At 39.5% G+C, this 6,365-nt stretch carries 4 protein-coding genes and 1 pseudogene; 3 read left to right on the forward strand and 2 right to left on the reverse strand.

Annotated elements, in window-relative coordinates:
- The first annotated feature begins 253 nt into the window (after positions 1-253).
- From JCM12259_RS12170 to JCM12259_RS15535, 3 genes and pseudogenes are all read left to right on the forward strand, one after another.
- Positions 254-889, forward strand: coding sequence for a TetR/AcrR family transcriptional regulator (locus JCM12259_RS12170; RefSeq protein WP_023984414.1), 636 nt, complete (start codon positions 254-256; stop codon positions 887-889).
- A gap of 4 nt (positions 890-893) precedes the next feature.
- Positions 894-3,308, forward strand: a complete 2,415-nt coding sequence (locus tag JCM12259_RS12175) for a TonB-dependent receptor (protein WP_025066645.1) — start codon at positions 894-896, stop codon at positions 3,306-3,308.
- A 27-nt stretch (positions 3,309-3,335) separates the two neighbouring features.
- A pseudogene (locus JCM12259_RS15535) lies at positions 3,336-4,522 on the forward strand (YncE family protein).
- Positions 4,523-4,881: 359 nt separating this feature from the next.
- Here the strand turns inward: JCM12259_RS15535 and JCM12259_RS12185 are convergent.
- Both JCM12259_RS12185 and JCM12259_RS12190 read right to left on the reverse strand, forming a co-directional pair.
- Positions 4,882-5,283, reverse strand: a complete 402-nt coding sequence (locus JCM12259_RS12185) for a hypothetical protein (protein ID WP_025066646.1) — start codon at positions 5,281-5,283, stop codon at positions 4,882-4,884.
- Positions 5,280-6,365: tyrosine-type recombinase/integrase (locus tag JCM12259_RS12190; RefSeq protein WP_025066647.1), on the reverse strand; the 1,086-nt coding region annotated here is incomplete at its 5' end. The genes JCM12259_RS12190 and JCM12259_RS12185, both read right to left, overlap by 4 nt.

Below are 6,365 nucleotides of genomic sequence, written 5' to 3' on the forward strand. Positions count from 1 at the left end.
AAGATACTCTACAAGGCTTCGGACTTGGAAAGGATGTTGGAGGAGAATTACTATTTTAAGTCCATTTGAGTTTAGTATTATAATTCGATTAAAAATACTTATTAATAAGTATTGCCAGTATAGAATTCTTCCCATACCTTTGTATCCAAAATGGAATTAATGATAAAAATATCACACAGCCGCATAAAGGCAACAATAAAAGGAGCGTACTGTTTTTTAAACAGTACGCTTTTTTTATGAACAAAATTGAACGATGTCCGTTAATAAAATAGTAATGAAAATATTAAAAGAAGATATAAGAAACAGAATTGTCACAGCTGCCCGCAATGAATTTATTAAAAATGGTTTTAGAAAAACTTCGATGCGAACAATTTCTGCAAAATCAGGAGTTGTCTTAGGTAATATATACAATTATTTTAAGACAAAAGATGATATTTTTTATGCTGTCCTTAGGCCTTTACTTGCTGTCTTGGATGGAAGGCTGTCCTCCTATCGCATAGAATCCAACAAAATAGACAAACTTCGTTTCTCTATACAAAGTCAAAAAGATTTGCTAAGAGAAACGCTTAAAATAATTTTCTTGTATAAAGAAGAATTAAAGTTATTGCTCTTTGAATCAAAAGGTACTTCTGTAGAATTTTTCCGTGAAAATTTTATCGAAGAACAAGTTGCAATAAGTAAAGAATATATTGACCAAATGCAAAAAGTCTATCCACAAATACAAACAAAAGTTTCGTCACTATTCTTTCGGATTTCCTCTTCTACATGGGTAACAATCGTTGGAGAGATTGTCTCAAATCCAGAAATCCGTAAAGAAGAGGCAAAACAGGTTTTGTCTGAATATATACGCTATAATACAGCAGGATGGCGAGAACTCATTAATCCATAAAATTATGAACAGATTATTCATCGTAACGATACTGTGTTTGTGTACAACAGTTTTGTCTGCCCAAAATATATTACGTGGGAAAATCATAGATAAAGAAACAGGACTTCCCATATCTGGGGCATACATATCAATCAAAAATACAAAACAGAAAACAGTTTCTGACAAGACAGGCAATTATCAAATTGACATTCCCTCAAATGGAACATGTATTGTTGAGGTTTCATTTGTTGGATATAAACGAGTAAGGCAAGTCATTGTGTTAAACGGCAATATCACAAAAGACTTTTTCTTAGTATCATCAGCGAACGTCCTTAACGAAGTTGTAGTGAGGGGATCTTCCCAGCAGGCGGAAATAAACCGCATTCGGCAGAGTCCTATGGCTGTAACCGTAGTGGACGGATCCAAGCTGCGGGGACGTTCAAGCGGTATAGAAGAAATTCTTACACGCACGTCTGGCATCAAAGTAAGAAAGACAGGCGGATTGGGAAGTGCGTCGCGCATATCTGTACATGGTTTAGAAGGTAAGCGTGTCGCCGTATATATTAATGGGTTTCCACTCAACAGTCCTGACGGTTCTTTCGACATCAACGATATTCCAATAGATGTAATCAAATATATAGAGGTGTACAAGGGTATTGTGCCTGCAGAATATGGAGGCGACGGATTAGGAGGAGCCATCAATATTGTGACACGTGAGGATGAATGCGACTTAGTAGGATTCACGCAGGAATTGGCATCATTCGGAACATCCAAGACACTTACAAGTGCTCAAAAGCTTTTTGCAAAGTCAGGCATATTATTTAATGTTGCTTTCTTTAAGAATAAATCCAAGAACAACTACACGATGTCATGGCCAGTATTCGAAATAAACCTGCCAGTCTCAGAATACAGAAAGGTAAGACGAAATAATGACTATTATGACGCAGACTTCTATCATGTCGGCATTGGTTTTAGAAAGTTATACTTCGATAAACTGGATTTGGAATGCGCCTTCTACAGAAATAAAAAAGGTATACAGTCTCTTAATTTTGATTCGCAGCATGCCTATATGAAAGGCTTTAATATAATGCCCACTTTGCATATAGAAAAAGACGACTTCATCTTTAAAGGTTTGGAAATGAAATCATCCCTTGTTATTCCTATTATACAAACGAGCCTGATAGACACAACAACAACAAGAAGACAATGGGATGGAACCATCACTCAGGCAATGGGGGAAACAGAAGATAATCTTCTTAATGAATCCCATAACCGGCAATTTGAATTACGAAACAAATTTAATTTAAAATATACATTTGGACAACATACATTCAACATAAATGATCAACTTGCTCTTTCGGACTACCGTCCTAAAGATGAACGCATGAATGACTATCTCGGGTTCGATCCCAGCTCGTTTCCCAGCAAAATGATTTCAAACAATATCGGACTCTGTCATTTGTATGCCTCTTCCAATCATCGTTTTCAGAATTCCTTGACGATAAGCATTTACTATCTGAAGTCAAAAATCTTTAGAACAAGCGATGCCTTGTCGAAAGCCCAAATGAAAGATGCATCAGCTCCCAAACAGACAAGTGTGAACAGAACGTACTACGGATTTAGTGAGGGAGTGAGCTATGAGTTTTGGAAAGGCGTGAGGGGAAAGTTCTCGTTTTCACACAATGTGAGACTCCCAGACACAGGAGAACTTTTCGGTAACGGAATGAGCATCAAGCCATCAGTGAACTTACTGCCTGAAATTGGAGACAACCTGAACGTTGGAACCATCATAGATACAAGAAATGTGATGGGACTTACCCGCGTGCAGTGGGAAACAAACTTCTATTACATGTATATCCAGAATATGATAAGGCTTTTCCCCGCTGATATCCGTTCCATCTACACAAACTTGGGAAAGACGAGCACGATGGGATTTGATACCGATTTGAAAGTAGACGTGACACCAAACATCTATACATATTTCAATCTTACACTACAGGACATTCGAGACCGGCAGAAATGGTTAAACGATGCAAAAGGGACGGATAATCCCACATATAATAAACATGTACCCAACATACCGTCTTTCTATTTTAACTATGGTTTGGAGTATCATGCAGAAAATTTGCTGGGGCGAAATGAACTATCTAGAATTTATATGGATGTGTCCCATGTCGGAGAATTCGATTGGGGATGGCAAATGAGCACACTGTCCGACCAGCGTAAAAAATGGATTATCCCCTCCAACGATGTGTTTACCATAGGCCTTCAACAATCCTTTTGGCACAACAACATTTCATTGAGTTTCGAAGTTGAGAACATCTTTGACAAGGAGAACTATATGGAATTCAAGATGCCACTGCAAGGACGCACTTTTAAAACAAAATTGCGTTTTAATCTGTTCCGCGACAAAACATCGGGCGGAGCAATGAGTTTGTAATATATTACCAATTTAAAAACAAATAAAATGAAACATTATTTTTTAATCGCAGCCCTTGTGTTGCTATCTCTTGTAGGTCTCACCTCATGCGGAAAGGACTCTCCGGACTTTCCTCCCTCTACAAAATCTGAAGTAGGATTTGTACACAGCGTAAACATCGGAGAAAACACATATATTAGCCTGTTCAAGGATTTGAGTGTTAGTTCACTCAATACAGACAATGCATTGGTGCTTCCGAAGGGGGCATTCACATTCGTGTATAAAAATAAGATATATGTGACAGATACAGAACACCTCTACAAGTACATCCCTAAGGATGGAATCCTTGTTCAAGAAGGAAACACCATGCTATTTCCAAGTGGTGCAAAGGCCACATACATCACATTCTTATCCGAGAAGAAAGCCTACGTTTCTTGTCTTGGATTAGGAAAGGTGTGGATTATAGATCCGTCCTCCATGACAAAAACAGGAGAAATAGATTTATCTGGCTATTCCTTGGGGAAGTTGGCTGGCGACAATAATCCTGAACCATGTGCTTCCATCATCAGAGACGGCATCTTATACGTGACGCTCTGCCAATTAAAGTCTGCCTACTCATGCGAGAAGGGGGCACATATAGCCTTAATAGATACCAAGACCGATAAGCCCATCAAAATGATTAGTGACCCTCGTGCTACAATGGCCTCCTCTATGACCCTGCTGGGGACCCATTCGTGGACGAGAAGGGTGACATCTATTTCTATTGCGTAGCTATGTTTGGATACCAGCCTGGGGTCAAAGAAGGATTCTTGCGCATTAAGAAAGGGGAGCAAGACTTTGACAACTCATATTGCTTCACCCTTGCAGACGTAAACTTAGAAGGAGTAAAGGGGAATAGAACATCGTATGCTTATAATAAAGTGTATGGTGGAAACGGAAAGGTTTATGGATACCTTAACATTCCCGGAGCGGCAAGCAATCCACCTGACTACGTTCATGACAAATCATTTCAAGCCTTTGAAATTAATCTATACAATAAGACTTGCAAGAAGATGAATTTTTCTGGAACTGTAGGCTGGGCCACATCCATCTGCAAGTTTGGCAATAATATCATCTTCGGCATGTCAACAGACCAAGGCATGGGCTACTCTGTCTATCACATGGATGATGGAAGCTATGAAAAATTGAAGGTAAAGGTTTCTGGAGCACCCTACATGTTGCATGAGCTTAAATAGTTGCCATAAAATATATTGGATACAAACTCAACATCTGAAAGGATGCGAACTTCTTGATTAGAAACTTTAATCTCCCTCAAAACAAGAAAAAGAGCTGTGTCGTTACTCATTATAGGGTTTGATACAGCTCTTTTAGTTTATGTGTTATAAACTATAAATTCTCATGGTTGTGCTTTTAGTTTTTATACACTGTCAATTCAGTTTTAATAAAAATCTTTCTTTTGTAGTAGCGTAGTAAATAATTGAAAGAATATTCGTATATCAATAAAAATCTTTAATCCTTTTTCTTTCAACGTATTATACCTTATTGTAGTTATGTAGTAAGATATAATCAATGAAAGAAAAAGAAAATATAATCATCAGGTATCCGTCTTTCCTATTAAGAATATCGGTGTTATTATGGATTTAGGTTTCTGCAATCTCTGACATACATGTTTCCTGAAGAAGTGTGCTTCCGTACTGTCCAATTGATAAGACAAAGCGATGATGATTGTGAGTGGATAAAGCGGAGCATATCCTCGCAGTCGTCCGTTCACGTAGACTTCCTGCTCCCCTGTATCCCTTTCGTCGGGTTGCAGGGGAGAGACTTTTAGTAGAAGTTGCAGACGATAATTGAGCTTCCTCCATGTTACACTAAAGAAATCCACCAGTTCACTCTCTGTCATGGCTATTTCGCCTTTGCCTTTGCAAGTGATTTGCATATTATCGCCCCACTCGAAATAACTGCGGTCTCTTTTTATTTGATGGTGATTGACATTCATACGGCTTCCTCCTTTGTTTCTTCTTTTTGATGTTTCCTTATCAACCTGTCCATATCCTCCGAAATCTTATTATCGGTAACCTGTGCGTAGATTTGAGTACTGGATATAGAGGCGTGCCCCATCATTTTGGCAATGCTTTCGATGGGTATTCCTGCACTTAAACTCAGCGTGCCGAACGTGTGCCTTGCCATGTGGTAGGACAACCGCTCTCTGATACCGCAAGCCTTACCCACGATGCTCAGCTTTGCACTCATCACGCTACGGCTACAAGCACAGTGAAAGATAAAGTCGTCGCCTTTTCCTTTCACCGTCTGCATTTCTTTCATGCTCGGTTGTTCTTTCTTGCATTGATTGATGATGGCCTCCGCTATCGGGTGCAGGGGTACGATAAACTCCACTTTTGTCTTCTGCCGTTCCTTGCGGATATATCTTTGTCCGTCGGCTGTCATTTGTATGTGTCCAAATTGCAGATGTTCCATATCGGCAATAGCCAAACCTGTAAAACAGGCAAAGACAAACATCCGTCTTGCTTGTTCTGCCTCCTTGTCAGGTACTCTCAGTGCTATAAGTTTAGATACTTCGCTCTTTTGCAAAAAGCGTATCTTCTGTTCCGCTTTCTCATACTTGGCATTCTCAAAAGGATTACAGCGAATGAGCCTTTGACTGACCGCACGATACATCAGCCTACTCAACCAGCAAAGGTAGCGGTTGATGGTTGCTGTTGCCAAGCCTCGTCTTTTCAGATAGAAACGGTATTCTTCAAACAAGTCTTCCGTTATAGTGGCTATGACTATATCCGTCATTCCCTTATCCTTTACAAACTCCATAAGTAACTTATCTGAATAGAGAAGATTCTGATAGGTTCCCTCAGCTCTCGATTTGCCCACGCACTCTTTAACGGATTGCAGTTCTGCCTTGCTCATGGCAAGAAGTGTTGTCGGCGTAGCGGCTACTCCCTGCAAACGGTTCTTGAGCAGTTCCACACTTACCACCCCGTCATTTATCAGAATATCCTGATAGGTCTTTTCTACAAGTTCCTTAAACTCGCCGATTCTTTGATTGGTCTTCTTATCGGTTGTCAG

Source organism: Hoylesella enoeca JCM 12259, assembly GCF_000613405.1.
Lineage (GTDB): Bacteria > Bacteroidota > Bacteroidia > Bacteroidales > Bacteroidaceae > Prevotella > Prevotella enoeca.